Annotated in this window: 27 protein-coding genes; 17 read left to right on the top strand and 10 right to left on the bottom strand. The window is 66.7% G+C overall.

The window, feature by feature from the left end; translation table 11 throughout:
• Window positions 1-73 precede the first annotated feature (73 nt).
• Entirely contained in the window at window positions 74-478 is a 405-nt protein-coding gene (locus EGH23_RS10195; protein ID WP_220579909.1) for a DUF7522 family protein, read from the top strand.
• A gap of 81 nt (window positions 479-559) precedes the next feature.
• Here EGH23_RS10195 and EGH23_RS10200 read toward each other — a convergent pair whose 3' ends face one another.
• Together EGH23_RS10200 and EGH23_RS10205 are read right to left on the bottom strand one after the other, a co-directional pair.
• A complete protein-coding gene (locus tag EGH23_RS10200; RefSeq protein WP_220579910.1) occupies window positions 560-775 on the bottom strand; it encodes a hypothetical protein in 216 nt (71 codons plus the stop codon).
• 82 nt (window positions 776-857) lie between these two features.
• Window positions 858-1,379, bottom strand: coding sequence for an archaemetzincin family Zn-dependent metalloprotease (locus EGH23_RS10205; RefSeq protein ID WP_220579911.1), 522 nt, complete (start codon window positions 1,377-1,379; stop codon window positions 858-860).
• Between EGH23_RS10205 and EGH23_RS10210 the strand changes: the two genes are divergently transcribed.
• From EGH23_RS10210 to fer, 5 genes are all read left to right on the top strand, one after another.
• The gene (locus EGH23_RS10210; RefSeq protein WP_220579912.1) at window positions 1,374-1,823 is read left to right on the top strand and encodes a UPF0146 family protein; all 450 of its coding nucleotides are present in this window, start codon (window positions 1,374-1,376) and stop codon (window positions 1,821-1,823) included. The genes EGH23_RS10205 and EGH23_RS10210 overlap by 6 nt on opposite strands.
• A gap of 50 nt (window positions 1,824-1,873) precedes the next feature.
• Window positions 1,874-2,740 (top strand): TIGR01548 family HAD-type hydrolase, encoded by an 867-nt coding sequence (locus tag EGH23_RS10215; RefSeq protein WP_220579913.1) that lies wholly within the window; start codon window positions 1,874-1,876, stop codon window positions 2,738-2,740.
• Between the two features lie 65 nt (window positions 2,741-2,805).
• Complete coding sequence (locus EGH23_RS10220; RefSeq protein WP_220579914.1) at window positions 2,806-3,195, top strand: hypothetical protein; 390 nt, start codon at window positions 2,806-2,808, stop codon at window positions 3,193-3,195.
• Between the two features lie 54 nt (window positions 3,196-3,249).
• Complete coding sequence (npdG, locus tag EGH23_RS10225) at window positions 3,250-3,915, top strand: NADPH-dependent F420 reductase (protein ID WP_220579915.1); 666 nt, start codon at window positions 3,250-3,252, stop codon at window positions 3,913-3,915.
• A 91-nt stretch (window positions 3,916-4,006) separates the two neighbouring features.
• On the top strand, window positions 4,007-4,693 hold the full coding sequence (gene fer, locus EGH23_RS10230; protein WP_220579916.1) for a ferredoxin Fer: 687 nt from the start codon (window positions 4,007-4,009) through the stop codon (window positions 4,691-4,693).
• A 73-nt stretch (window positions 4,694-4,766) separates the two neighbouring features.
• Here the strand turns inward: fer and EGH23_RS10235 are convergent, their stop codons facing one another.
• Entirely contained in the window at window positions 4,767-5,033 is a 267-nt protein-coding gene (locus tag EGH23_RS10235; protein ID WP_162317130.1) for a thioredoxin domain-containing protein, read from the bottom strand.
• A gap of 110 nt (window positions 5,034-5,143) precedes the next feature.
• On the opposite strand from EGH23_RS10235, the gene EGH23_RS10240 reads away from it, so the two are divergent.
• Entirely contained in the window at window positions 5,144-5,299 is a 156-nt protein-coding gene (locus tag EGH23_RS10240; RefSeq protein ID WP_135306238.1) for a preprotein translocase subunit Sec61beta, read from the top strand.
• A 135-nt stretch (window positions 5,300-5,434) separates the two neighbouring features.
• On the opposite strand, the gene EGH23_RS10245 is transcribed toward EGH23_RS10240, so the two are convergent.
• Together EGH23_RS10245 and EGH23_RS10250 are read right to left on the bottom strand one after the other, a co-directional pair.
• Window positions 5,435-6,481 carry a hypothetical protein gene (locus EGH23_RS10245; RefSeq protein WP_220579917.1) on the bottom strand — a complete coding sequence of 349 codons (1,047 nt, stop codon included), beginning with the start codon at window positions 6,479-6,481 and terminating at the stop codon, window positions 5,435-5,437.
• 111 nt (window positions 6,482-6,592) lie between these two features.
• Window positions 6,593-7,711 (bottom strand): PKD domain-containing protein, encoded by a 1,119-nt coding sequence (locus tag EGH23_RS10250; protein ID WP_220579918.1) that lies wholly within the window; start codon window positions 7,709-7,711, stop codon window positions 6,593-6,595.
• 152 nt (window positions 7,712-7,863) lie between these two features.
• On the opposite strand from EGH23_RS10250, the gene EGH23_RS10255 reads away from it, so the two are divergent.
• From EGH23_RS10255 to EGH23_RS10265, 3 genes are read left to right on the top strand one after another with little or no spacing between them, the layout of a single operon-like run.
• A complete protein-coding gene (locus EGH23_RS10255; RefSeq protein ID WP_220579919.1) occupies window positions 7,864-8,238 on the top strand; it encodes a DUF7532 family protein in 375 nt (124 codons plus the stop codon).
• Window positions 8,235-9,641 carry a ribonuclease FAU-1 family protein gene (locus EGH23_RS10260; RefSeq protein WP_220579920.1) on the top strand — a complete coding sequence of 469 codons (1,407 nt, stop codon included), beginning with the start codon at window positions 8,235-8,237 and terminating at the stop codon, window positions 9,639-9,641. The genes EGH23_RS10255 and EGH23_RS10260 overlap by 4 nt, the downstream gene beginning before the upstream one ends.
• 43 nt (window positions 9,642-9,684) lie before the next feature.
• Window positions 9,685-10,035 (top strand): hypothetical protein, encoded by a 351-nt coding sequence (locus EGH23_RS10265; RefSeq protein WP_220579921.1) that lies wholly within the window; start codon window positions 9,685-9,687, stop codon window positions 10,033-10,035.
• Between the two features lie 8 nt (window positions 10,036-10,043).
• On the opposite strand, the gene EGH23_RS10270 is transcribed toward EGH23_RS10265, so the two are convergent.
• Both EGH23_RS10270 and EGH23_RS10275 read right to left on the bottom strand, forming a co-directional pair.
• Window positions 10,044-11,444, bottom strand: a complete 1,401-nt coding sequence (locus tag EGH23_RS10270; protein WP_220579922.1) for an LVIVD repeat-containing protein — start codon at window positions 11,442-11,444, stop codon at window positions 10,044-10,046.
• A 47-nt stretch (window positions 11,445-11,491) separates the two neighbouring features.
• Window positions 11,492-12,073 carry an LURP-one-related/scramblase family protein gene (locus tag EGH23_RS10275; RefSeq protein WP_220579923.1) on the bottom strand — a complete coding sequence of 194 codons (582 nt, stop codon included), beginning with the start codon at window positions 12,071-12,073 and terminating at the stop codon, window positions 11,492-11,494.
• Between the two features lie 117 nt (window positions 12,074-12,190).
• On the opposite strand from EGH23_RS10275, the gene uvrA reads away from it, so the two are divergent.
• The 6 genes from uvrA (at window position 12,191) to EGH23_RS10305 (ending at window position 21,767) form a co-directional block, all read left to right on the top strand.
• A complete protein-coding gene (uvrA, locus tag EGH23_RS10280) occupies window positions 12,191-15,160 on the top strand; it encodes an excinuclease ABC subunit UvrA (RefSeq protein WP_220579924.1) in 2,970 nt (989 codons plus the stop codon).
• A 105-nt stretch (window positions 15,161-15,265) separates the two neighbouring features.
• Window positions 15,266-17,104, top strand: coding sequence for a sensor histidine kinase (locus EGH23_RS10285; protein ID WP_220579925.1), 1,839 nt, complete (start codon window positions 15,266-15,268; stop codon window positions 17,102-17,104).
• 61 nt (window positions 17,105-17,165) lie between these two features.
• A complete protein-coding gene (locus EGH23_RS10290) occupies window positions 17,166-19,055 on the top strand; it encodes a S9 family peptidase (RefSeq protein ID WP_220579926.1) in 1,890 nt (629 codons plus the stop codon).
• A gap of 69 nt (window positions 19,056-19,124) precedes the next feature.
• On the top strand, window positions 19,125-20,111 hold the full coding sequence (locus tag EGH23_RS10295) for a WD40/YVTN/BNR-like repeat-containing protein (RefSeq protein ID WP_220579927.1): 987 nt from the start codon (window positions 19,125-19,127) through the stop codon (window positions 20,109-20,111).
• A 67-nt stretch (window positions 20,112-20,178) separates the two neighbouring features.
• Window positions 20,179-20,622, top strand: coding sequence for a DUF5518 domain-containing protein (locus EGH23_RS10300; RefSeq protein WP_220579928.1), 444 nt, complete (start codon window positions 20,179-20,181; stop codon window positions 20,620-20,622).
• A 62-nt stretch (window positions 20,623-20,684) separates the two neighbouring features.
• Window positions 20,685-21,767 (top strand): geranylgeranyl reductase family protein, encoded by a 1,083-nt coding sequence (locus tag EGH23_RS10305; protein WP_220579929.1) that lies wholly within the window; start codon window positions 20,685-20,687, stop codon window positions 21,765-21,767.
• A 43-nt stretch (window positions 21,768-21,810) separates the two neighbouring features.
• Here the strand turns inward: EGH23_RS10305 and EGH23_RS10310 are convergent, their stop codons facing one another.
• A complete protein-coding gene (locus EGH23_RS10310; RefSeq protein ID WP_220579930.1) occupies window positions 21,811-22,059 on the bottom strand; it encodes a DUF8151 family protein in 249 nt (82 codons plus the stop codon).
• 84 nt (window positions 22,060-22,143) lie between these two features.
• On the opposite strand from EGH23_RS10310, the gene EGH23_RS10315 reads away from it, so the two are divergent.
• Window positions 22,144-22,371: a DUF7860 family protein gene (locus EGH23_RS10315; protein ID WP_220579931.1), complete on the top strand. Its 228-nt coding sequence runs from the start codon at window positions 22,144-22,146 to the stop codon at window positions 22,369-22,371.
• A gap of 35 nt (window positions 22,372-22,406) precedes the next feature.
• Here the strand turns inward: EGH23_RS10315 and EGH23_RS10320 are convergent, their stop codons facing one another.
• Window positions 22,407-23,195: a YihY/virulence factor BrkB family protein gene (locus tag EGH23_RS10320; protein ID WP_220579932.1), complete on the bottom strand. Its 789-nt coding sequence runs from the start codon at window positions 23,193-23,195 to the stop codon at window positions 22,407-22,409.
• A gap of 81 nt (window positions 23,196-23,276) precedes the next feature.
• Window positions 23,277-24,359, bottom strand: coding sequence for a CAF17-like 4Fe-4S cluster assembly/insertion protein YgfZ (gene ygfZ / locus EGH23_RS10325; protein WP_220579933.1), 1,083 nt, complete (start codon window positions 24,357-24,359; stop codon window positions 23,277-23,279).
• Window positions 24,360-24,382: the final 23 nt, after the last annotated feature.

A 24,382-nucleotide genomic window follows, 5' to 3' on the forward strand; every position in this document is an offset into this window, starting at 1 on the left:
CACTTACAATTTACTCGCACACCGCCCAAATATACAAAATATATTAAGTAATTGTGCAGTCATATTCAGATCTGTGATAAGTTCTGGTCCCACGAAGCCGATCCCCGACGGGGCGAAAGAACTGACCGCCCACCTCCAAGACAGCATCGGAGACCGACTCCGAAGCGTCATCTGGTACGACAAGGGCGACCACGACGTGCTCTACGCCCGGAACGACGTCGCGGCCGCGTACACCGAAGCGGAGATAGAAGACGTCGTAGACGAACTCTCGATGGAGTCGTTCGCGCGCCCCATCAAGGAGGACCTGTACCCGCACGGCGACCTCCGGTGTACCGTGGAATGTTACGAAGACGGCGTCGAGATGCACTTCTGTATCGCCGACGGCGAGGGCGTCGCCATCGGAATCGAACCCGCCGCGCTCGTCGAGGATGGAACGTTCATCGGTAACTGCCTCGAAGCGGCGGAGCTCGTCGAGTGAACTGCGGCCGCAGACGCGAGCGACGCGGTCGCTGTCGTGCGGCGCGTCACCGCCGAAAAGGGACACGCTCCCGAGAGCCGCTTATGCGGCTGGGTCGCTGGTGTCGCCGGTCTCGGATCCGGCGACGGCGTCGTCGAGTCCGTCGTCGACCTCCTCGGGGTCGAACTCCTCGTCGGGTCGGAGCTCTCGGTCGGGGGAGTCGCCGTCCTGCCGTTCAGTGACCGATTCGTCGCCGGTGACCGAGACGAAGATGTCACCGAGTTCCTCGGCTCGGTCGCCTGACTGACTCTTGCTCATTTGCAATTATCTATAACGGGTAGAGGGGGTTAGCTCCGCGGCCTAACTCGTTAGGGCCGTCGCAGCCTGGCGATTTCGCCGCTCAGAGGACGCTTCGCTGGCAGGAGCCACACAGCGACGCCTCCTTGACGTCCACCTGTCGGACCGTCGGCGAGAAGTTCATCACGCAGCGCTTGTTGTCGCAGTGTTCCAGCCCGAGCGTGTGGCCGATCTCGTGGACGACCTCTTTGCGAACGCGGGCGGCGAAGATGTCGCCGGCCGACTGATTCGAGAAGCCGCCGTCGGAGGAGGTCTGGAGTCGATACGTCGAGATGACACTTCCCGAGCCGCCGAGGTAGGCGAGGCCGAACACGTAGTTACGACGGCGGTAGAAGAGGTCTTTCGGAGTGATGGCGATGTTCTTCTCGCCCGCGCCCACGCGCCGTGCGAGGTCGATGAACTCCTCGGCGCGGTACTGGTCGCGGTCGCCATCGTACGCACCGGCGGGGATCGACTGCGGTTCGTGCATGGAGACGTCGCAGTCGTAGGTGGTGCGGAGGCCCTCGGAGGCCTCGCGTTTCACCTGGGCAGAGACGTCGCCCACCGGGACGATGTCGACATGCATGAGAATGCATATGAGACGGTGGCGCTTAAACATCCCGACGTGAGCGACGCAGAACGGACCCTCGTCGGCCGATTGGCGACCGCCGATAGCGTGGTAGAGGTCGGCATCGGCAACCGCTCCGACGTGGCCGCGGCGTTGGCCGACCGCGGCGTCGACGTGACGGCGACGGACGTCACGCCGCGTCCGGTCCCCGACGGCGTGACCTTCGTCGAAGACGACGTGACCGACCCCGAGTTGGCTATCTACGAGGGCGCCGACCTCGTCTTCGCGCGGAACCTCCCGCCCGAACTCCACCGGCCGGCCCGAGCGGTCGCTCGACGCGTCGACGCCGGCTGCTGGTTCACGACGCTGGGCGGCGACCAGCCGGCGGTGCCCGTCGAGCGCGAGCAGCTCGACGGCCGCGTGACGCTGTTTCGGGTCGTGGACGGCCCCGGCGGCCGGTAGCGATTGGCCGACATAGCAAGGCGCTTCAAGGGCGACGACCAGAAGCGAGTATGCAAGTCGACGCGGTCGTCTTAGACATCGACGGCGTCCTCGTGGACGTCGCCGACTCCTACCGGCGGGCCGTCATCGAGTCCGTCGAGCGAGTGTACGACGACACCATCGAACGGGCCGACATCCAGCGGTTCAAGGACGCCGGCGGGTTCAACAACGACTGGGAACTGACCGACGCGGCGGCGCTGTACGTGCTAGCCGACCGCGAGGGGAGCGCGGGCGACGTGGCGAGTTTCACCGACGCGATCGCCGAGCGGGGCGGCGGCCTCTCGGCGGCGAAGGCCGTCGTCCGCGACCGACTTGACGAGACCACTGCCGAGCGAGTGTTCGACGCGTGGGACTCCGGCCGACTCCGCGACGTCTTCCAGACGCTGTATCTCGGGAGCGACCTGTACCGCGACCTCGAAGGCGGCGACCCGGCGTTCGACGCCCCCGGCTACATCAACGACGAACCGGTTCTGGTCGACGCCGAGACGCTGGCGGCGTTGCGAGAGCGCTACGCCGTCGGCGTCGTCACCGGCCGCCCCGCGGCGGAGGCCGACATCGCCATGGACCGCGTCGGCTTGGACGTGCCCGCGGACCATCGGTTCACGATGGACGACTGGGAGGAAGGGAAACCCCATCCAGCCGCCCTCCTGGCGCTTGCCGAGCGCTTCGACGCCGAGCGCGTGGCCTTCGCCGGCGATACGCTGGACGACGTGAAGACCGCGGTCAACGCCGACGCCGCGGACGACGACCGGGTGTACTACGGCGTCGGCGTCCTGACCGGCGGGCTGACCGGCGAGGAGGGTCGCCGGAAGTACGCCGCCGCCGGCGCGAGCGCGGTGGTCGAGACGGTCAACGACCTCACAGACCTGCTCGAGTAGCTCGCTCGGCCGAGACGCGACGCGAGAACGGCAGGGGTTTCCCGGCCGAGGTGAAACTCGGCGGTATGGGACGGAAGGCGATGGTCGCGTGGGCGCTGCTGGTGAGCGTCTGGGCGGGTCTCGTGGGCGGGGCGGCGGTGTTCGAACCGTCTATCGACTACGTGCAGCTGTACGCCATCGGTTTCGCCGTCGTCGCGTTTCCGGCCGCGTACTGGACGATATCGTCGAACCGGGCGATATTCGACTCGGCGCACCGGCCGGGTCGCATGGCCATCTTCATCCTCGTCATCTTCCTCGTGACTGTGGTCCTGGCCACGCCGTCGGCGCTCCTGTTGGGACACACCGGACCGCTCGGCATCGTCGTCCAGTTGCTCGCCTACGTCGTCGGCCTCGCCGCGGCGCTGTACGCCGCCTACGGCGGCGGCTTCGATCTCGCCTGGGAGCGGTACACGTAGGCAAGCACCACCGGTCGCACAACGCTTATTCACCGGTCGGCCTACCCCGTAGACATGGATATCGCGTTACTCGGCGGCACCGGCGACATCGGCGAGGGACTCGCCCTCCGCTGGGCGTACGACACGAACCACGACGTCATCGTCGGGTCACGGGACCCCGAGAAGGCCGAGAACAAAGCCGAGGAGTACGAGACCGAACTCGCCAGTCGCGGCACGGACGTCACCGTCGAGGGACTGGGCAACGAGGACGCAGCCGCCCGAGCTGACGTGGTCGTCGCCGCCGTCCCCGCCTACCACCTCACCGACACTATCGAGGCCGTCGCCGACCACCTGGACGACGCCATCCTCGTCTCGCCCGCCGTCGGCATGAAACGCGACGAGGACGGCTTTCACTACAACCGCCCCGGCGTCGGCAGCGTCACCGAACTGGCCGAACAGGCCGCCCCCGACGGAACGCAGGTCGTCGGCGCGTTCCACAACCTCGCGGCGGGTCGGCTGGCGAACCTCGACGCGGAGATCGACTGGGACACTATCGTCGTCGGCGACGAGACGGACCCGAAGGACACCGTCTGCGAACTCGCCGACGGCATCGAGGGTCTGCGTCCGCTCGACGGCGGCCCGCTCTCGAACGCCGCCGAGGTCGAGGGGCTGACGCCGCTGCTCATCAACGTCGCCCGCCACAACGACGGGATGCACGACCTCGGCGTCAGGTTCCAGTAGCGCTCTCGACGGACCCGCGGAAACCGGCGGTGTGGGCCGCGTTCACACGCGTGAAGGAGCACTTTTCCCGACCGAGTTCTATCGCTCGTGTGTGGCGTCTCCATACGAGATCCTCGGTGTCGACCCCGACGCGGACGAGGACGAAGTCTCCGACGCCTACCGGGAACTGGTCAAAGACGTTCATCCCGACCAGGGCGGCTCCACCGAGGAGTTTCGTGCGGTCCAGCGCGCTTACGAACGCATCCAGAGCGGCTACGAACCCGGCGAGGAGATCAGCCCGGCCGGGACGGCGACGGCCCGAACCACCCCGACCGACGAAAACGGGGCGGAAACCGAACAGACGGAACCGGAGCCAGAGGGCGTCAAAGTCGAGTTCCTCGACTACGAGGCGATGGAATCCCGCGGCTGGCAGCTGACCGACGACGACCTCTTCGAGAAGGCGGCCGACGACGAGCTCGGCGGCGAGGCCTACGGCTATTTCTACGTCGAAGAGAACGAGACGCTGCTCGAAGCCGCCGAAGACGAGGGGTACGCCTGGCCCTTCGCCTGCCGCGGCGGTGCCTGTACGAACTGCGCCGTCGCTATCGTCGACGGCGAGATGCCCTCACCCGCGAGTCACATCCTCCCGAAGGAGCTCCACGACCGCGGGATTCGCCTCTCCTGTATCGCCGCGCCGACGACGGACGCGAAGATCGTCTACAACGTCAAGCACCTGCCGGCGATCCGTGACCTCCTCTTGCCCGCGAGCCGGTTCGAACAGACCTCCTCGACGGACTGAGTCACGGGCGCACCGCTCGCTGTCGACGAGCGGTCGGCCAGCGGCGAACCCGAGCGCGAAAAGAGTAGTCGCCTTACGCTCCGGCCTGCGAGAGGGCGTCCTCGATGTCGTCGGCCTGCGTGACGCCGACGAAGCGCTCGACGACGCCGTCGTCGTTCTCGACGATGAGCGTCGGCAGGGAGCGTACCTGATACTCGTTCGCCACGTCTTGCTCCTCGTCGACGTTGATCTTCTCGAACGTGACGTCGGTCCATTCATCCTCTAAGTCTTCGAGGATGGGGTCTTGGGTCTTGCAGGGGCCGCACCAGTCAGCGTAGAAGTCCTTGAGCGTGACCGTCATGGTTCTCTTCGAGATTGTCTGTGGGGTCTGATAAGGGTTATCCATAGGTGCGTGACGGGCACGCGGACGAACCCGAAAAGCTTACTCCGCGCGAACGGAGAGAGAAAGATATGAGCAGCGATAGCGGCGGGCTGATGTCGAGTGCCGGGCTAGTCCGGTACTTCGACGCCGAGGACCAGAACACCATTCGTATCGACCCGCGAACCATCGTCGCCTTCGGCGTCCTGTTCGGTGGCCTGATCCTGGTCCTGAACGCGATGGCCTGAACGCGGCGAGACGGCTTCCGTTTCTGAGACGCCGGAGTCGAATCGCTTGCGGGAACACTGACAGATACTATCGAACGGTCGTAGCGATTCTGCGATATCTAACGCGAAAATAGCTTTCAGAACCGTTCTTCCTGCTTACTCGTCTCTTATGTCGTAACCCACTTCCGACGTGGAGTTAGCCGCGCCCTCGACGTAGTCTTGCTGAGCCGGCCCCTGCCGAAGGGTCGCGTAGTAGCGGAGCATATACGGATCTATCTCGCCTGTTTCAGCATACTCTCTCGCCCACTCTTTCGTGAGATATGTGGTCCGATATAGCTCGCCGTCCGGCGTCACCGCCCGGTGATATACCCGGTCGGGAACCCACGTTTCGTTTACTGCCGAAGACTCGTCCCGGTAGTCTTCGTACAGGTTTTTGTAGGTGAGTAGATGGGCCGCGTCTATATCAATGAGGTCCTCTCGCGTCGAGTTTGGACTCATTACGTAGGTAATCACGACGTAGTCGTCTTCCGTATTGATGGGACCAGTAGTTATATTATTATTATCTACAGGATCACTAAACACAGTTCGGTAGTCGGTCGCGAACTCGGTATATTGTAACGTCTCGTTCCATTTACTGGGGTCCTCGGCCCACCCACTGATCTCCTCGATAGTCAAGATATATTCAAATGTACCATTAGAGATACTGGACGTTGCGATAACTGTGTATCGTCCCGTATCAGGCAGTACTATCTTCTCGAACATGGCGGCATTACCCAGTCCGCCAACATCGTTAGTATTGAGCAGAGTCCCGTTCGGAGCAACCAGTCGCATCTTCGGATTCCCTGTTGAGGCCCCCATCGTGATGGTAACCGTCGTGCCGGCCTCTGCCGCGAACTCCACCGGTTCGTAGTGTCCTTCTTCATTTTGTGGGTCGCCACTATCCAGTTCGCCAACAGCGGATACTCCCTCGTTTTGTTCGAGAGTAATACTGCGTAGATCAGTTCCGTTTTCGGGCGCAGCCGGTGTTGGAGTGGGCGTTAGCGCTATCGTCGGCGTTTCGGTCGCGGGCGTGCTGACTGCTCCATCGGGACTAGTGCTATTTTGGCTGGTGTCGAAGCCGTTGCATCCTGCTGTAATCAGGAAAGTTGCAACTAGCAGAGGCAGTATCAGGTTTCGAGACCGAGTGGGGGGAGTTCGTAGCATATGAGTTTACTAACACTTCGTTGTAATCAAAATTCACTTGTGGTTGTATATAAATATACGCAAAATAGCCTTCCCTTCATTTACCGAGTGGAGCGAAGTTCGACAGTCTTGTCAATAGAGATTTCCTGCCCCATAACCTCCGGTGAATCCTCCATTAGGCTCAGAATTGGAGGGCTCATTGCCGCCAGTGCAATAGTGACACGTCCCCGCCCCAGTTTCGCTGGTATCCGTGGAATTGGAATCTTCAGAGTCGCCAGAACTATCGCCATTATAATCACCGCCATCAGGACTACTAGAGTCACTAGAACTCTCTTGCTTCTGTTGCTGTCGTTCCTCAACGCCAGTAATAGTATCTTTGCGGAGTCTATCTAAGTCGTAACGTCCACCACCAACAGCGTATTCCTCTGTATCCACGTAGTTCCCTGCATCCCGCGGTTGTCCATCGATCCACAGCGTGATTTTTCCGTCACCGTTGCCATCCATGATAGTCCGCTCGCCCGTGTTGACGTTTCGGAACGTAACGTCCGTGAGACAGTTCTGTTCCCAGAAGTGACAGTTGTTCGAAGACGTATCGGCCCCACCTCCACCAGTACCATTGACGACCTGGACACTCTCCGTCGCCGTACCCCGCCGACCGAGCTGGTCGTAGACGACGACGCGTACGGTTCGAGAGCCAGTGGCGTCGAACGAGTGAGTCGCGTTCACCGTCGCGTTCTCGCGAGACAGCGACGTGTGGTTCGTCGGGTGCCCGTCGACGAGCCAGTCGACGGTGGAGATGGGAACGTCGTCTCCGGCGACGGTCGCAGTGAGGCGCACGTCGGAGCGTCGATCGATCGTATGGGGTGCGGTGAGAGAGACGGTCGGGCCGTTCGACGGCGTGACCGTGACGTACAGCGTATCCGCGCGAGTCGCGCCGTCGTCGTCGGTGGCGCGAACCGTAACGGCGTACCGGCCGGTCCCGTCGGGACGGAACTCGGTCTGACGACAGGTCGGACACGCCGGCGCGGTGGCGTTGCCGCCGGGCGTCTGGATCGACCACTCGACGCGAGTGATAGTCCCGTCGGGGTCCCGCGAGCCGTTGGCGTCGAGGTAGACGGTCGTATTGGCCGCGACCGTCTGGTCGAGCCCGGCGTCGGTCAGCGGCGGTCGATTCTCGGTCGCGGCGGCTATGCCGGCAGTAGTCGCTACTGCGAGCACTGCGAGCGCAACGACTATCCCCACCGTTCGCATCGTTTCCTGCTGGAGAGGTTTTAGGGTATAAAATTACGTATTCGCGTCGAAGAAATCACCTCGGTCGGGAGGATCACCGCCGGCGGTGGTCACCGACGGCCGTCCGCGTCGGAGTCCGCGACGTTTTCTACCTCCCGCTAACAAAGGTCGGTATGCACTTCACGCAGCGCGAACAGCGCGCGCTCCGACAGGCAGGCGTCGAACAGGAGACCATCGAAGCGGCCTCGGAGGCCGTCGTCGCCGCGACGGACGCGGCCGCCAGCGACCTCGAGACGTTCTTCGCCGACCGAGAGACCGTCTACTCCGATATGGACCGCGCACACAGCGCCTCGGACATCCAGACTCACGCCGTCGAGTACCTCGATCTGTTCACTCACGCCGACGACATCCGCGGCTACCTCCGCTTCGATTCGTGGGGCGTCCCCGTCGAAGGTGGACGCGTGCTCGCCGAGGACGTGGTCGAACTGCGGCTGGGACCGACGGTGAACGGTCGGGTCCGCTTCGCGGCGGACGAGGACGCCCTATGAGCGTCCGGGTCAGGGGCATCTACGCGACGGCGCTGACCCAGTTGCTGCGCGACGCCGGTCTCGACGTGGTACAGGCCTCCGGACCCATCGAGGCGCGCTTCGACGCGGACTTCCCGACGGAGCGAGCGGCGGCGACGGTGACGACCACCGACGACCGACAGGGCGTCGGCGTCAGCGGCGACAGCGGGGCCGTCGAGCGCGTCGTCGGCCGTCTCGGCGACCTCGGTCGAGACACGCTCCGCTGGCCCGACCGACTGCCCGCGGAAGCGGTCTACGACGGCGAGGTGACCGAGACGCTCGGGGGCGGTGCGGTCGTGGACTGCGGTGACGGCGAGGGGTTTCTCCCCTACGCGAACGCCGACGACCGCGTCGAGACCGGCGACTGCCTTCGCGTGCAAGTCGTCGAGGGGAGCGCCCCGTGGACCGACGGCCGGCCGATCCTCGATACGACGGTCGCGGTGCGCGGCGACCTCCTGACGCTGGAACGCGGCGGGTCGAACAGTACGACGGCGGGCGGGCCGGCGATGCTGGACGTCATCGCGGCGGACCCCCGCGAGGGCTGGGGCGTCTCGTGGGAGCGCGAGAGCGACGACGCGAACTTCGACGCGCTCGCGGACGCGCTCTCGGCGGCCAACGAGCGGGCGGAATCGATCGACGCGGCGCTCGACGGAGCGGGAACCGCTTCTGAGGACGCGCCGGCCCGACACTACGACGGCGGCGCGACGACGTGGGTCTGGTTCGGCCGCGAGAGCCGATTCGCGCTGGACGAGGAGCGGCGAGCGGTCACGACGACGATGGCCGGTCACCACCGCGTGAAGGCGGGCGACGACGCCGCGAGCGCGGCCGTCGACTACGTCGAGGCGCTCTGTGCCGACCCCGATGCGGACGGCGAGACGGACTTTCCGTTCGCCGTGACCGCTCGACAGTTCGGGCCGCGGGCGGGCGGGTCGATCACGCTCGGCCACGGCAAGCCGGACGGCCGACTCATCACGCTCGGGCGAGCCGACGTTCAGTCGGTCGAGGCCGACGGGACAGTCACGGTCGAACGCGAGATGTCGCCCGGCGGGGAGTACGACGCACTGGGCGTCCCGAAGGAGGGCGGCGACGTCGCGGAGACCAAACTCAAGGAGGGGCGCTGGTGGTACCCGACGGTGTACCGCGACAGCGACGGCGAGAAGAAGGGGACCTACGTCAACGTCTGTACGCCGGTCGAGATATTCCCGGACACCGCCCGGTACGTCGACTTACACGTCGACGTCGTCAAACACGCCGACGGTCGCGTCGAACGGGTCGACGACGACGAACTCGACGCCGCCGTCGAGACGGGAGACATCCCCGAAGACCTCGCCGAGCGCGCCCGGAGCGTGGCCGCGGCGGTGGCGAGCGCGCTCGACCCCAAATAGTTAGGCGCTCAGGATATACTCCCCCTCGATAACTGTCGGTCGTATGTCCACAGCGAACTGGAAACTATACGTAGAAGACGACGTCCTCGTCGCGGACTTCGCCGAGGGGATGCCGAGCGACGCCGAGGAGTATCGGCGCGTCAACGAGCAGTTCGAGCGGCTCGCCACTCGCGGCGAGGTCGACGCCCACATGTCGGTGCTGAACACGTCGGCGTCGCTCAACAGCAACGTCTTCGAGAAGGCACGGGAGGCCGCGGAGGTCGGCACCGACTACGGCATCACGAAGTGGGCCATCGTCTCGGAGGGCATCGAGAGCCTCGCGCTCAAGGGGAAGGTCGAGGAGATGGGCGTCGAGACGATGACCAGCGACGACGAGGCGGAAGCGCTCGACTAAGCGCGGAACTAACTGTCGCGTTTTCGGCCGAACAATCCCGCGAGACCGACGCCCGCGAGCCCTGCGAGCGCCGCGGCGATCCCGAACCCGTCGCCGGCGGCACCGACGAGGCTACTGTCGCCGCCGACGGCTTCGGCCGTCTCCGAGGACGGTTCGACTCTCGGGTCGGGGAAGGCGTAGACGCCCGGCTGCGCCTCGCTCCCCGCGTTTGCGTTCGTGTTCGAAGCGAGGAAACAGCCGGCGGCGCGCTGGGCGGTCCAGAACGACGTGGATTCCGAGTCGCGCCACGAGAACACCTCCCGCGGGTCGGCCGGGTCCGAGAGGTCGTGGACCCGAACGCCGCCCATGTACCACGCCGAGTAACAGCGCCCGTCCGCGAGTTCGAAGTTGTGCGCCGTCGTCAGCACGCCGCCGGGCGTCGGGTCGTCGGTCGGCGGCGGGGCGATGGTGGCGAGCGATTCGGGTTCGGTCGGCTCGGAGACGTCGAACAGTTCGATGCCGCTCGGCCCGCCCGACCCGTCGTCGCCGCCGTCCCACGACTCCGCCCCGACGCCAAGCAGCGTGGCGTCGTCGTTCACGGTGACGTAGTGGTCGTTGCCCGGCGGTTCCGTACGTTCGAGTCCCGGGTCGTCGACGGCTGACAGTTCCGACGGCTCCCGACCGCGGACCCGCGAGATGAGCGAGATGTCGGCGGGGTCAGTCACGTCCAGAATCCACGTCCCGGCGTCCCAGTACGCGAGGTACGCCCGGCCGTCCTGGACCCACACGTCGTGGAGCGGTCGGAGGCCCGCCGGCACCTCGGCCCACGCCTCGTCGGCGTCGAGCAGCGACCACGTCCCGACCTCTCGCTCGCGGTCGGTGTCGACGACGAGAAGCGGGTTCCCGTCGCGTCCGTTGGCGGTCAGGTAGGCGTAGCGGCCGTCGAAGTCGCAGTTGTGGACGCGCGTCGCCGTCTCGTAGCCGAGGACGCGTTCGGGGTTCTCTCGGTCGCTCACGTCGAAGACGACGAAGCCGTGAGCGCCGTCTGTGGGGTGGGCCGGGCCGGCGACGAGCAGCCGGTCGTCGGCGACGGCGACATCCTGTACGATCCGCATCGGGCCGTCCTCGCTCTCGGCGAGCAAGTCGGTTCGGTGCTCGATGAGGCGCGGCGCGGTCGGCGAGACGACGTCGACGAAGGCGACGCCCCCGCCGGTGGCGACGTAGGCCGTGTGGCCGTCGGGACTGGTGACGAGTTCGCGGGCACCCGGCAGGTCGAGCGTTCCCAGCACGTCGCTTCCGGTCGGCGTGTCGCCGGGCGTCGCTGGCGTCCCCTTGTCGGTCGGCAGCGGATGAGCGCCGGCGGCGCCCGTAGCGGTACCGACGCCGGCGGTTCCCGCACCGAGCGCTCGGAGAAACGTCCGACGGCGCATACGCGAAATCGGGGACCGACGGCAAGAAGCCTTCCGGTGGGGGTCGCTCAGTTGCCCTGAATCGCGTCGATGACCATCGCGGCGGCGACGATGGGCTCTTTCGGGACGGAACTGGCGTCGTCGATGGTGATCTCGTAGCGGTCGCGGAAGGAGAACTGCCCGTTTATGTTGCCGACGTGGCCGCCCTCGGCGTCGGTGATCTCGTACTTGTGGGGGATCCACGCGCCGAACGGGAGGTAGTTCCGAGCCAGCGTCACGAGCGCGCCGCGGGAGTCGATCTGCGCGAGTTTCTCGCCCGTCTCGGCGTCCCGGATTCGCCACGAATCCTGCAGGATGGAGAAGTCGTTGTCGAGGACGACGACCTCCTCGCCGGTCTGAGAGTCGGTGAGGACGTAGTTGCCGGCCACGTCGAGGTAGCCGGCGGCGTCTACCTGGAAGGCGTCGTTACCGTCGCCGTCGACGAACGGGAACGACTCCTTGAGCTTGAACATCTTCTGTTTGCCCCGGAGGACGACGTTGCCGTCGGCATCGAGTGCCTTGTACTTGTTACGGACGAGGCTTTGCTCGACGGTGTAGCTGTCGTCGGTGAGGTCGACGCCTCGAATGTCGTATTTCTGGGCGGTACTCATGTGCCCCACTCCCGCCGAAAGCGACTTGAACCTTTCCACGAGCGTTCATGTCAGGGAAGGCGACATGGATACGCAACCGACAGGGTTTCACGGGTCCCCGCCTTGGGGAACCCATAGATGAGCAAGGACGTCATCGAGGTCAGGGGTGCAGAGGAACACAACCTCAAGGACGTCGACGTGGAGATTCCCCGCGAGGAACTCACCGTCGTCACGGGGCTGTCCGGGTCGGGCAAATCTTCGCTCGCCTTCGAGACGGTGTACGCCGAGGGCCAGCGGCGTTACATCGAGTCGCTGTCGGCGTACGCCCGGAACTTCCTCGGCCAGATGGACAAACCGCAGGTCGAGAACGTCGAAGGGCTCTCGCCCGCTATCTCTATCGACCAGAAGAACGCCGCCAACAACCCGCGCTCGACGGTCGGGACCGTCACCGAACTGCACGACTACCTCCGCCTGCTGTACGCCCGAATCGGGGTGCCACACTGTCCCGAATGCGGCCGCGAGGTCGGCGAACAGTCGGCACAGAACATGGTCTCGCGCATCCTCGAACTCCCCGAGGGAACGCGGGCGAAGATCTGCGCACCGGTCGTCCGCGACCAGAAGGGAGCCTTCGAGGACCTCTTCGACGACCTCGTGAGCGACGGGTACGCCCGCGTCGAGGTCGACGGCGAGTCCTACGACCTGACGATGGACCGCCCCGACTTAGACGAGAACTACGACCACACCGTCGACGTGGTGGTCGACCGCGTGAAGATATCGGACGACGCCCGGTCGCGCATCAACGACTCCGTCGAGACCGCGCTGGAGGAAGCGGACGGCACGCTGAAGGTCGTCCTTCCGGACCCGCCCGAAGGGGCGGCAGACGTCCTCGGCGGGTCGACGGCGCGGGCGACGGGCGACCTCGCAGACGCCGAGACCGACGAGACAGCGGACGACGACCGGCTCGTCGTCGAACTCTCCGAGGAACTGGCCTGCACGCACTGCGGCATCGACATCTCCGAGATCGAGACGCGGTCGTTCTCCTTCAACTCCCCGCACGGGGCCTGTCCGGCCTGTGAGGGCCTGGGCGAGACCAAGGAGGTCAGCGAGGACCTCGTGATTCGGGACGCCTCGAAGCCGCTGAAACACGTCTTCGAACCGTGGAGCTACGACCGGACCTACTACTCCCGACAGCTCGACAACGTCGCCGACCACTTCGGCGTCAGCCTCCAGACGCCCTTCGAGGAACTGGACGAGGAGATTCGCCGGCAGTTCCTCCACGGCACGGACGGCGTCGTTCACTTCGAGTGGCGGACGAAGAACGGCACGCGCGAGAAGACAGAGCGCTTCGAGGGCGTGATCCCGAACCTCGAACGCCGCCACGTCGAGACCGACTCCGACCGCGCGCGCGAACACATCGAGGAGTTCATGGCGACGACGACCTGCCCCGTCTGTGAGGGAACGCGCCTGAAAGCCGAATCGCGGGCGGTGCTCGTCGACGGCACGGCGATCACGGAGGTCAACCGCATGTCCATCGGTGACGCGCTCGCTCACTTCGAGGGGCTGGAGGCGAACCTCTCGGCCCGCGACACGAAGATCGCCGAGGAGATCCTCAAGGAGATCCGCGCCCGCCTGGGCTTCATGCAGGAGGTCGGCCTGGAGTACCTGACGCTGGACCGCGAAGCGGCGACGCTCTCGGGCGGGGAGAGCCAGCGCATCCGGCTGGCGACCCAGATCGGCTCGGGGCTCGTCGGCGTGCTGTACGTGCTCGATGAGCCCTCCATCGGGCTTCACCAGCGGGACAACGACCGGCTGCTGAACACCTTAGAGGAACTGCGCGACCTCGGGAACACGCTCATCGTCGTCGAGCACGACACCGAGACGATGCGGCGGGCCGACCAGATAATCGACATGGGGCCCGGACCGGGCAAGCGCGGCGGCGAAGTCGTCGTCAACGGCCCGCAGGAGGAACTGATGGCGACCGAGGAGTCGGTCACCGGCGAGTACCTCGCCGGCGAGCGGACGATTCCGGTCCCCGACGACCGGCGCGAGGGCGACGACCATCTCACCGTTCGGGGCGCGCGCCAGCACAACCTCGCCGACCTCGACGTGGAGTTCCCGCTCGGAACGTTCACCGCCATCACCGGCGTCTCCGGCTCCGGGAAGTCAACGCTGATGCACGACGTGCTCTATAAGGGACTGGTCCGCCGGATGAACGACACCGACGTCTACCCCGGCGAGCACGACGACATCGAGGGCATCGACCAGATCGAGACGGTGCGATTGATCGACCAGTCCCCCATCGGTCGCACGCCGCGATCGAATCCCGCGACGTACACCAACGTCTTCGACCACGTCCGCGAGCTGTTCGCCGAGACCAGCCTCGCGAAGCAGCGCGGCTACGAGAAGGGGCGGTTCTCCTTCAACGTCAAGGGCGGCCGCTGCGAGGCCTGCGGCGGACAGGGGACCGTGACCATCGACATGAACTTCCTCTCGGACGTGGAGGTGCCCTGCGAGGAGTGCGACGGCGCGCGCTACAACGACGAGACGCTGGACGTGGAGTTCAAGGGGAAGACCATCGCGGACGTCCTCGACATGACCGTCGAGGAGGCCTACGACTTCTTCGAGAGCCACACCGGCATCCGCCGCCGGTTGAAGCTCCTGAAGGACGTCGGACTCGGCTACATGCGGCTCGGCCAGCCCTCGACGACGCTCTCGGGCGGCGAGGCCCAGCGCATCAAACTCGCCGAGGAACTCGGCAAGAAAGACTCCGGCGAGACGCTGTACCTGCTCGACGAGCCGACCACGGGCCTGCATCCGGAGGACGAGCGAAAGCTCATCGACGTGCTCCACCGCCTGACCGACAACGGCAACACCGTCGTCGTCATCGAACACGAGCTCGACCTCGTGAAGAACGCCGACCACGTCGTCGACCTCGGACCGGAGGGCGGCGAGCACGGCGGCGACCTCGTCGCCGCGGGGACGCCCGAAACCATCGCCGAGAACGAGGACTCCCACACCGGGCGGTACCTGCGTGATCTGCTCCCCGACGTGGAGTTAGAGGGACCGCGGGCCGACAGCGACGTGGCCGCGCCCGCCGCGGACGACTGAGTCCGACGCTCGCGCTTCGGATCGCCGAATCCCGTTCTCTATCGGAGTATCAGGCGTGATAGTCGACGGGTCGGACATAAGGGTGTCCCCGTCAGTTCCCGAACTATGTCTCTCGTCTTCGCCGTCTACGTGGTCGCTCCGCTGGTGACCATCGTCATCGGCGGGGTGCTCGCGGCCTGGGTGTACACCCACCACAGGAGCGTTCGCGGGTCGGACTGGTTCTTGCTCCACCTGGTGGCCGGAATCGGATGGATGGGGGCCTTTCTGGCACACGTCGTGTTGCAGGACGCGGAGCTACAGATTTTGGCGGCGATCCTCTCGTCTAAGCTCTCCGCGTGGGCGTTCATCGCCAATATCGTCTTCGCGTCCGTCTACTCCGAATCGGACTTCCACCGACACCCGCTCGCGAAGGTGGCGCTGGGCGGGATAGCCCTCAGTACGCTGATTCCGACGTGGATAGCGCCGTTTCAGAGCATCTTCTATCGGGAGTTCGTCCTCGTATCCCGGCCGTTCCACCACGTTGTCGCCGAAAAGACGCCGTTTTACGAACTCGTCGGGCTCGTCCTCGCGATTCTCGCCACTTACGGACTACTCCAGTTAGTCAGGTACATGCTGACGACGCCGCGTCGGTCGCGGGCCCAACTGACGCTGTTCGTTCTCGGCACGCTCTCGGTGATGTTCGCCATCGTCGCAGAGGACGGTATCTGGTTTCTCGTCGAGGGACTATCGACCACCGAGTTCGGCGTGTTGCCCTACGTGGTGTGCGTCTCGCTGGCGCTGTTTCGCTTCCGACTGTTCGACGTGCTGCCGGTCGCCAGAAACGCCGTGGTCGAAGCGCTCCGCGACCCGGTGTTCGTCCTCGACGGCGAGCGCCGACTCGTCGATTTCAACGACGCGGCGCTGACCATCCTCCCGGGGGCCGGAGACCGCATCGGCGAGGCGTTCGCCGACGTCCACCCGACGCTCGCGGCCGGCATCGACTTCGGACCCGAAGCGGCCGACGCCCCCGCACGGCTGACGCTCGACGTCGGCGGCGACACGCGCCACTACTCCGTGAACGTCTCGCGCGTGGACGACGACGGAGGGGACGTGGACTGGTACTCGATTCTGCTCCGCGACGTCACCGACCTCGAACGCTCGCGGTGGCAGTTGGCCAAGCAGAACGAGCGACTGGAACAGGTCGCCAGTACCATCTCTCACGACCTCCGCAACCCGATCAACGTCGCCGACGGCTACGCCGAGTTCCTCGACGAGCAACTCGCCGGCGACTCGCTCTCTGGCGACGAACTCGACGCGGCTCGGGAGAACCTCACCAAGACCCGGGAGAGTCACGAGCGGATGGGCGAGATAATCGAGGACGTGCTCACGCTCGCTCGCGGCGGCAAGACCGTCGGAGAGACGGAGCCAGTGTCGCTCTCGACGACCGCCTGGGAGGCCTGGGAGAACGTCGAGACCGGCGACGCGAAGTTATCTCTGACCGGCGAACGGACCGTCGAGGTCGATCGGAGCAAACTGCTCTCCGTGTTCGAGAACCTGTTTCGGAACAGCGTCGAACACGGTTCGACGGGCAGTCGGACGCAGTCCGACGACAGCGTGGAACACGGTTCGACGGACCCTCGTTCGCAAACTCGCGAGGACGGCGGGGAGCACGGCCCTTCCGGCGTGACCGTCACAGTGGAAGCGATCGACGGGGGGTTCGCCGTCGCCGACGACGGGCCGGGGATCCCGGCAGTTCACTGCGAGCGGATCTTCGAGGACGGGTACACCACGGGCGAAGACGGGACCGGGCTCGGGCTCTCCATCGTGCGGACGATGGCCGAGTCACACGGCTGGACGGTCGAGCTCGACGGCGACGCCGACGGAGCGCGGTTCGTCTTTTCGACAGCCGACTCGCCGTCGTCCTCGTCGGTAACGCGTTCGAAACCGCCCGCGAACGCCCGCTGACGAACGTCTCGAAAGACCGGGCAGAACAGTTACAAACGCGTCGCCCCACACCACGGACGACATGTCAGACCCCGAGACTGACGACGTACTCGAAGCGCTCGCCGGCCTGCCGACGCTGGCCCATCCGACGGCGTCGCCGGACGGCACCGAAGTCGCGTTCTACTACGACGGCAGCGGCCGCAACGAGCTGCACGTCTTAGACGTCGAGAGCGGCGAGCACGAGCGCTGGAGCGACGGCGAGGTGCCGCGAAACGCGCGCTGGTTCCTCGAGTGGGGGGCCGACGGCGACCGGGTGTTCTTCCACCGCGACGAGGGCGGCGACGAGCAGAACGACGTCTACGCCATCGGCCGCGAGGGCGAGGTCGAACCGGTCGTCGAGATGGACGGGCAGGTCCAGATCATGGACGTGGGCGAGGACGGCGAGACGCTGCTCGTCGGGTCGACGCGCGACGGGCAGATGAACCTCTACGGCCACGACCTCGCGAGCGGCGAGACGGCGAAGCTCACCGACTACGAGCGAGCGGTCTGGACCGGCCTGCTCTCGCCGGACGGCGACCGACTGGCCTTCACGACCAACGAGGCCGACGACTTCGAGAACATGGACGTCTACGTTTCGGGGGCGGACGGATCGGATCCGCGAAACCTCGACGTGGGCGAGACCGGAGCCGAGACCGGCGCGGTCGAGTGGGGACCGGACGGCGACCGCCTGCTGCTGACCGACAACAGCACCGACATCCCGCGCTCGGGCGTCTACGACGTCGAGCGCGAGTCGGTGACGTGGTACGGCGGCGAGTTCGTCGAGGCCCCGCAGTGTTTCCTGCCCGACGGCGACCGGTTCCTCGCGCTCCGGACGCGCGAGGCGTCGAAGGTGCCCGTCGTCTACGACGCCGAGTCCGGCGACTCGCGCGAACTCGACCTCCCCGACGGCGTCGCCGGGTTCGGACGGGCGGGCGACAACCTGTTGGCCGACGGGCGGATCCTGCTGACACATACGACGCCGACGCGCCGACCGAGCCTGCTCGCGTACGACCTCGCGACCGACGAGACCGAGACCCTGCTGGAAGCCGAGTACGGTCCCTTCTCGCCGGAGGACTTCGCCGACGCGGAGTACTTCACCGTCGAGTCCGACGGCGTCCCCGAGACGCGACAGGCCGCCGTGGAACACGACCCCTACGAGACGCTCGAGATCGGCGCGCTGCTCTACGACTCCGGCGAGCGTCCGTCGCCGCTCGTCGTCAATCCCCACGGCGGCCCGCGCGGCATGGACGCGAAGTCCTTCGACCTCTACACGCAGTTCCTGGCCCAGCGGGGCTACTCGGTGTTGCAGGTGAACTACCGCGGGTCGACCGGCCGCGGCCGCGAGTTCGTCAGGGCGCTGTACGACGACTGGGGCGGGGCCGAACAGGGCGACGTGGCGACGGCCGCCGAACGCGTCCTCGACGACCGCGAGTGGGTGGACGACGAGCGAGTCGCCGTCTTCGGCGGCTCGTACGGCGGCTACTCGGCGTACTGGCAACTGGTCCAGTACCCCGACCTCTACGACGCCGGCGTGGCGTGGATCGGACTGACCGACCTCGCGGAGATGTACGAGACGACGATGCCGCACTTCCGCACCGAGCTCATGGAGAAGAACCTCGGCACGCCCGAGGAGAACCCGGACCTGTACCGGGAACGCTCGCCCGTCGAGTACGTCGAGAACCTCGCGGCCCCGCTGTTCGTGCTCCACGGCGTCAACGACCGCCGCGTCCCCGTCTCGCAGGCTCGGCTGTTCCGCGACGCGCTGGCGGAGGCCGGCTACTCGCAGGGAGCGGACGGCGATTTCGAGTACGAGGAGCTGGGCGAGGAGGGCCACGCCTCCTCGGACATCGATCAGAAGATACGGCTGTTCCGCCTGCTCGGCGACTTCCTCGAACGCCGCATCGGCGTCGAAGCGGCGGCGGCCGACGACTGAGAGGGGGTCGGCCGACGACTGTCGTGTTCCGGCCGACACGTTTCTTCCGTCCGAGCGCGTAGCGGGGATATGGACACCTGCTACGCCGCGCTCGACGACAGGGTGCTGGTCGGCGACGGGTCGTCGTGGACCGAGCGGCTACGCGACCGCGACCTGGAATGCGTCGCCGCCGCGCCCGAGGTACCGGACCGCGCGTTCGTCGGGACGGTCGATTCGGGGCTTCAGCGGACCACCGACGGCGGCGAGACGTGGCGGAGCGTCGAGCCGGCTTCGACGGATCGGGCGCTCGGCGGGGGCGACCGCGTGACCGGCGTCACCGTCAGCCCGCACGACCCGGACGTGGTGTGGGCGGGCACGGAACCGAGCGCCGTCTACCGCTCGACCGACGGCGGCGAGACGTGGACCGAGCGCGAGGGCCTCACCGACCTCGACTCCGAATCGAATTGGGCGTTCCCGCCGCGGCCCCACACCCATCACGTCCGCTGGATAGCCCTCGCGCCGGACGACCCCGAGCGGCTGTACGTCGCCATCGAGGCCGGCGCGTTCCTCCGGAGCCCCGACGGCGGCGAGACGTGGATAGACCACCCTGACGGCGGCCGCCGGGACAACCACACGCTGGCGGTCCACCCCGACGCGCCGGACCGCGTCTACACCGCCGCCGGCGACGGCTACGCGCAGTCGGAAGACCGCGGCGAGACCTGGACCTACCCCCAGGAGGGGCTGGACCACCGATACGTCTGGGGGCTGGCGGTCCACCCCGACGACCCCGACCGCGTCGTCGTCTCGGCCGCCCACGGCCCGCAGTCGGCCCACTCGACGAGCGGCGAGAGCTACGTCTACCGCCGAACGGGAGAGCGTTGGGACGTGGCGATGGACGGGCTCCCCGATCCGAACGGCCTCGCTCGCCCGGTGCTCTCGGCCGACAGCGACGGCGACGGCTTCCTCGCGCTGACGAACCGCGGGCTGTTCCGGTCGGGAGACGGCGCGACGTGGGAACGAGTCGGTTCGTGGGACGACGCCTACGAGCAAGTCCCGCGCGGCCTCGCGGTGGTCTAGCTGGACTCTTCGCTCTGTTCGTGTCTCCGGAGGCGAATTTACGTGCCGGGAACGAGAAGATTAGACCGTGACCCGAATTGGTCTTCCCCTCCCCCGCGAACTCGGCCCGACGTGGAAGTACGCCCTGCTGGGCGGACTCCCGATAGTTCCGCTGTCGCTGTGGAGATACTGGCAGTCCGAGACCGCCGTGGAACCGGTGGGACTCTGTCTCGCGGCGCTGATCGCCGGTTATCTCGCGAAACGCCGCGGCATCGACGCGACGCCGGTCGGAGTTCGCGCCGGCGTCACCGCGGCCGTGCCCGTGACGCTGTGGGCCGCCAGCGACATGGCTGGGTTCGTGCTCGGCCTCTCTCAACCGGCCTGGTTCACGGGCCTCCAGATTCTACTGCTGCTCGTCTTCGTTCCCCTCTCCGTCGTCGTCGCGGCTTTCTTCGGCGGACTTTCGGCGCGGATCGGCGGCTGGTTCGCGGAGCGAGCCGGCCGACGGCGGCAGTCGGCGGTCGGTGGCTGAGACGGTCCTCGAACCCGAACAAATCGAGAAAGTACTTGGCCCGTGACGCCGAGAGAGGGCGTATGCACGACGTCGTCGTCGTCGGGGCCGGCCCCGCGGGCTCGCGGTACGCCCGGCGGGCGGCCCGGAAGGGACTCGACGTACTCGCCTTCGAGCAGGGTACCGTCGGCGAGCCGCTGGCCTGCTCGGGCCACGTCAGCACCGACATCTGGGAGTACACCGAAGGCGCTCGCGGGGAACTGCTCCAGAACGAGGTCTCCGGCGCGCGGTTCTACACCGACGGGCCGGGCGGCGACGCCCACCCGTTCTACAAGGACGAGGTCATCTCGAACGTCATCGACCGCGTGGGACTGGACCGCCACCTGGCCGACCTCGCCCGCGAGGCCGGCGCGGACGTCCGCGAACAGCACACCGTGGTTGGCGTCGAGGAAGGACGAGATGGCGTCACCGTCGAAGCGAAGGGCCCCGACGGCGTCGAGACCCACCGAGCGAAGATGATCGCCGGCTGTGACGGCCCGAAGAGCCGCGTCCGCCGAGAGCTGGGGTTGCCGGAACCCGACGAACTGCTCCACGGCGTGCTCGGCTTCGACGAGACGGCTGACCACGGCGACTTCGTGGACGTCCACCTCACCGTCCCGCGCTTTTTCGCCTGGCGCATCCCGCGCGGCGAGGCCGGCGTCGAGTACGGGCTGGCGGTGCCGCCGGGCGACGACGCTCGCGGGCGCTTCGAGGCGTTCACCGACGGTTACGACGCGGACGTGACCCGCCGCTGTTCGGGGCTCATCCCCATCGGCCCGCCGAAGCGCGTGACCGGTCGACGGTCGTTCCTCGTCGGCGACGCCGCCGCCCAGACCAAGCCGTTCACCGGCGGCGGCATCCTCTACGGCATGACCGCCGCGGACCACGCCGCCCGCGAGATCGACCCCACCGATCCGTCTACGCTCGGCGACTACGAGCGGGCGTGGCGCGAGGACCTCCGCCGGGAGATCCGGCTGGGCCACGCGGTCAGAGCCGGGTACTCGGTGCCCAAACCCTTGCAGAAAGCCGGCATGAAGGCGTTCGAGGGCGAGATCGGCGTCCACATGGACCGGCCGAGCACGCTGTTCTCCCGCGAGCAGCTGAAGGCGCTGCTGTCGCGATCCTGAACCGTCGAGAGCCGCGAGAGCGGTCGAGAACGGGTCTAACCGGTCATTTCGGTGCGGCCCGGGTCAGCATCGGAGCGAGCACGCGACGGTAACCGAGCATGTAGATGCCCGCGTACAGCAGGATCGCGCCCATCCAGATCTCCCACAGCCCCATCGTCGGGTGGCCGGCGAGCAGGTCCGTCAGGCCGGCGCTCTCGGTGAGCGCGCCGACCACGGTCAACAGGCCCGCGACGAGCGCCGACGCGACCAGCCCGAGTAGTTCGACGAGCGATTCGGAGAGTAGTGCTGTCATCGCCGCCAGCTTTGTCGAAGCGGATTATAGCCTTTTCGACCGGAAAACAAAAAGCGTTAGTCAGGCCGAGGGCAGAGCAGGTGTATGGCACAGTATCGGAGTATGGACCACGCGGCGCTCGCCAAGCGGGGGTTCCTCCTCGGCGTTTCCCTGTTCGTCCTCGGCGTCCTCGGCGAACTCGTCGCTCCCGCCGTCGTCGGCCCGCTGCCCGGATGGGGGCACATGGTACTGACAGACATGGAAGGAATCGGCATCTTACTCGGCCTCTTCTCGCCGCTCGTCTTCGGCATCGTCCTGCCGCTCATCGAGTGAGCGGGCGGAGAGTTACGGCGACGACCGGCGTTCGACTATCTGTCTCTCCTCAGCGGAGCGATCACGTCCGACAGTGTCGCGTTGACGACGTGGCCGATCATGAGGAGCGCCGCGGCCGCGTAGAGGCTCGTGAGGATGAGGATGACGCCACTGAGGACGCCGAAGATGGCGTACGAGCCCGCGTTCTCGGCGTAGAACCGGATGCCAGCGAGCAGGCCCGTCCAGCCGATAGCGGCGGTCACCGCGCCCGGAGCGGCGGTCGACAGCGAGTCGATGTCCCTCGACGGGAGATAGTATAGGGGGAGAAAGGAAGCGGTGAGCGCGACGGGCAGCGCGACCAGACCGCCCGTCAGTACGAACGGGGCTTCGGGCAGCAGGACGAACAGCGCGCTGACGAGGAGGACGGAGACGATTCCGAAGACGAGCGAGCCGAGGACGCCGACGCCGTCGCGGAGGTGCCCGGTCAGCGACCGGTCGATCTCCCCCTCGACGTCCTCGACGACCGTCTGGAAGCCGGCGGTGATGTTCGCGCCGCTCCAGAGGAGGACGACGACCGCGAACAGCGTCGCGCCGACCCGTCCCCGCGAGTCGGTGAGCGCGTCGAGGACCAACTCCCGCGCCGCGGGGGTGAGATACTCGAGCGCCACGGCCTGGACCTCCGTCGCGGCCGATTCGCCGAGCACCGCGAGCAGGATGACCAACAGCGGCAGGAGCGAGACGAAGCCGTAGTACGCGAGCGCGGCCGCCGGATACTGGATGTCTCGATTGATGGACGTCCGTACGATGTCGAGGACGGTTTCGGACGCGCTACGCCAGTCGGCCATACCGGTCGTAGCGCTCTGCGTCGGATAACGCTGTGTTTCTCGACCGGGCCGGGTCGGGTCCGCGCGAGAACCGACTCGCCGTCAGTACGACGGCAGTCGCGCGGAGGTCGCCGACCCCTCGACGAAGGGGAGCGCCGTTCGCTCGGCCTCAACCGCGTCGCCGTCGACGCGCGCCGTCAGTTCCGCTTCGGGCAGATCCCAGTCGACGGCGGCCAGCGCGAGGGGGGCCTCGCGCATCGGACTGTCGACGGCGCGGGTGACCTCGCCGACGTGTTCGTCGCCCGCGAAGACCGCCGCGCCGGGTTCGGGGCGCGACTCGACCGTCAGGCCGACGAGTCGTTGGGTGGGGTGGCCGCGGTTCTCGATGCGGGAGACGACCTCCTGGCCGACGTAACAGCCCTTCTCGAAGTCCAGCGCGTTGCGCAGGCCGAGGTCGTTCGGGAGGCGGCCCTCGATCTCGGTGTCGAACAGCGGCGACCCGGCTTCGAGCGTGAGCGTCTCCCAGGTCCGGTAGCCGAAGGGGACGGCGTTCAGGCCGCGGTTGACCAGCGTGTCGAAGACAGCCTCGGCGTCCTCGGCGGCACAGACCACGTCGTAGCTCTCCTCGCCGGAGAGGTTGTCCGTCCGGACGACGGTCACGCCCGCGTCGCCGAGCTCGCCGCGGTTGAACGACAGCAGTTCCTCGGGCGAGGACGCCTGATGGAGGACGCTGGCGATCTTTTCCGTGGACTTCGGGCCGTGGACGCCGAAGACGGCGAAGTCGTCAGTGGCCACGCTGATCTCGACGTCCTGGATGAACGTCTTGTCGCGCCACTCCTCGGCCAGCGACTCCGCTCTCTGTGGCGGCGTGAACACCAGCAGTCGCTCGCCGGCGTTGTAGACGTACATGTCCGTCTCGACGCGGCCGTCCGGATCGAGCAACAGCGCGTAACAGCCGTGGCCGTCGTCGGTCGGGACGTCGTTCGAGACGGCGTTGTCGACGTACTCGACGCGGTCCTCGCCGGTGACGACGAGGACGCCGTAGCCGAACTCGCAGACGCCGACGACGTTGCGGACCGCGCGATGGGTCCGCTCGGAACGGCCGTAGTGGTCGACGACGCGGCGGCCGCCCACCTCGCGGAACGTCGCCCCGTGGGCTTCGTGGACCTCGGAGAGGACAGTCATTGCCCACGGATGGGGGCCTCGCG

It is taken from the genome of Haloarcula nitratireducens (assembly GCF_019599505.1).